Here is a 2,518-nt window from a genome sequence, read left to right as displayed (position 1 = left end):
TCCATCATCGGTTCGGAAGAGATCTATCCGATGCTGACCGACGTCAAGCTGCTGGCGCGGCTGTTCGGGCTGCCGTACTTCCCGATCACGCCACTGTTCCCGCTGGCCGGTCCGGCGGGGCTGGTGCCGCTGCCGTCGAAGTGGCACATCGCGTTCGGCGAGCCGATCGAAACGGCAAATTACGAGGGCGCCGACGCCGAGGACCCGATGGTCACCTTCGAGTTGACCGACCAGGTGCGCGAGACGATTCAGCAGACGCTGTACCAGCTGCTGGCCGGCCGCCGCAATATGTTCTTCGGCTGAGGCCTTGAGTTAAGCCGGTTTGACCAGCGTGAACTGCGCCACGTCGCAGGCGCCCTCGCGGAACAGCTCGGCACACCCCGTGAGGTATTTCATGTAGCGGTCGTAGACCTCTTCGGACTGGATCGCGATGGCGTCTTCTTTACGGTTTTCTAACGCCTGCGCCCAGAAGTCGAGCGTCCGCGCGTAGTGCTGCCGCAGCGGTTGGACGCGCGTGACCTCGAAGCCGCCCCTGGTTGCGTGATCCTCGACGATGGCGACCGTCGGCAGGCGGCCGCCGGGGAAGATCTCGTTCATCATGAACAGGGCGAACCGCGCCCGCGTCATGGTCATCTTGATCCCGCGGTCTTTCAATTCTTGGTCGCTCGGGACGACGATGGTGTGCAACATCATCGTTCCGCCGGCGGGCAGCGCATCCCAGGCCATCTTGAAGAAGTCGTCGTAACGCTCGAAGCCGAAGTGCTCGAAGGCGCCGATGGAGACGATCCGGTCGACCGGCTCGTGGAACTGCTCCCAGCCGTTCAGCAACACCTGCCGCGAGCGCGTGGTGTCCAGTGCGTCGAACGACTTCTGCACGTGGTCGGCCTGATTTTTGGACAACGTCAGGCCGATCACGTTGACGTCGTATTTCTCGATCGCGCGGCGCAGGGTTGCCCCCCAGCCGCAGCCCACGTCGAGCAGCGTCATGCCGGGTTCCAAGCCCAGTTTGCCCAGCGAGAGATCGACCTTTGCCAGCTGGGCTTCCTCGAGCGTCATGTCGTCGCGCTCGAAGTATGCGCAGCTGTAGGTCTGGCTGGGGTCGAGAAAGAGCCGGTAGAAGTCGTCCGACAGGTCGTAATGCGACTGGACGTCGTCAAAGTGCGGCGTGAGATCGGTGCTCATTGGTTTGGATTCCCCCTGAAGGCTCCGGCTGACCCTAAGCGCCAGCGCGGATGGATGCAATTGCCGCGATTGTCGCCTCTGCGTTCGCGTCTGGGTTTGACGACTCGCCGAGCATGGTGACGATGCTGGTGATGATGGGGTTGTCGTCGGCGTCTGTGACTTCGCTGCGAATCTCGGCGATCACGGTCCCGTGCGACTCGATGACCGAGTCCAGATAGGTGTCGAAGTACAGCCGGTCACCGGCCTTGATCGGCCGGTGGTACAGGAATTTCTGGTCGCGGTGCAACACCCGGGCCATGTTGATCGGGATGTCGAACTTGGTGAACACGTCCATCTGGACGCGCCGTCCGGCCACCGCGAGGAAAGTCAGCGGCGCCACCGTGGTGTCGTAGCCGATTTCGGCAGCCGACTCCTCGGAGTGGTGCGACGGGTGATCGTTGCTGATGGACTCAGCAAACTCGCGAATCTTTTCGCGACCCACGTCGAAGTAGTCGGGGTACCGGTAGTGCGTCCCGATCAGGTCTTGGGTGCCTGCGGGCAATGACATGCGCTGCTCCACTCTTATGGTGCTCAGCGGCGCAGCTTATCAGCGAGATTGGCGTCGAGATGCCACCGCAGCCAGCGCGCCGCCCGCCGCGCCTAAGGCCAAAGCCGACGGTACGCCGATCCGGGCGGCCTTGCGGGCGGTCCGGAAGTCGCGGATTTCCCAGCCACGTTTGCGGGCGTAGTCGCGCAAAGCGGTGTCCGGGTTGATCGCTACGGCCGTGCCGACCAGGGACAGCAACGGCACGTCGTTGTAGCTGTCGGAGTAGGCGGTGCAGCGCTTCAGGTTGAGGCCCTCGCGGATGGCCAGCGAGCGCACCGCGTGCGCCTTACCGGGGCCGTGCAGGATGTCGCCGACCAGCCGGCCGGTGAAGATCCCGTCGACCGATTCGGCGACCGTGCCCAGTGCCCCGGTCAGTCCGAGGCGGCGGGCGATGGTGATCGCGAGCTCGTAGGGCGTGGCGGTGACGAGCCACACCTGCTGGCCGGCGTCGAGGTGCATCTGGGCCAGATCGCGGGTGCCCTCCCAGATCTTCTCGGCGATGATCTCGTCGTAGACCTCTTCGCCCAGCTGGGTCAGCTCGTCGGTGGATCGGCCCTCGATGAACGCCAGCGCCTTGCGACGGCCGGCGGCGACGTCGTCGCTGTTCTCTTTGCCGAGGACCTGAAACTTGGCCTGCGCGTAGACGAATCCGAGGACGTCGCGATAGGTGAAGTACTTTCGGGCGGCCAGGCCGCGGCCGAAGTGGATCAGCGACGAGCCCTGCACCAAGGTGTTGTCGACGTCGAAGAA

The 2,518-nt window shown here is 64.1% G+C and carries 3 protein-coding genes and 1 pseudogene; 1 reads left to right on the top strand and 3 read right to left on the bottom strand.

Annotation, left to right across the window (positions count from 1 at the left end; genetic code table 11):
- Nucleotides 1-303: pseudogene (locus VN856_RS17055) on the top strand (hypothetical protein); the annotation flags it as partial.
- A gap of 9 nt (nt 304-312) precedes the next feature.
- Here the strand turns inward: VN856_RS17055 and VN856_RS17050 are convergent.
- The 3 genes from VN856_RS17050 to VN856_RS17040 form a co-directional block, all read right to left on the bottom strand.
- Nucleotides 313-1,182, bottom strand: coding sequence for a cyclopropane mycolic acid synthase family methyltransferase (locus tag VN856_RS17050; RefSeq protein ID WP_325691075.1), 870 nt, complete (start codon nt 1,180-1,182; stop codon nt 313-315).
- 34 nt (nt 1,183-1,216) lie between these two features.
- On the bottom strand, nt 1,217-1,729 hold the full coding sequence (locus VN856_RS17045; protein ID WP_325691073.1) for an FAS1-like dehydratase domain-containing protein: 513 nt from the start codon (nt 1,727-1,729) through the stop codon (nt 1,217-1,219).
- A 39-nt stretch (nt 1,730-1,768) separates the two neighbouring features.
- Nucleotides 1,769-2,518 (bottom strand): HAD-IB family hydrolase (locus VN856_RS17040; protein ID WP_325691071.1); only part of this gene is annotated, 750 nt, incomplete at its 5' end.

The organism is Mycobacterium sp. (genome assembly GCF_035603715.1).
GTDB lineage: Bacteria > Actinomycetota > Actinomycetes > Mycobacteriales > Mycobacteriaceae > Mycobacterium.
Note: the sequence above shows the minus strand (reverse complement) of the source record. Positions and strands in the feature narration are given on the sequence as shown.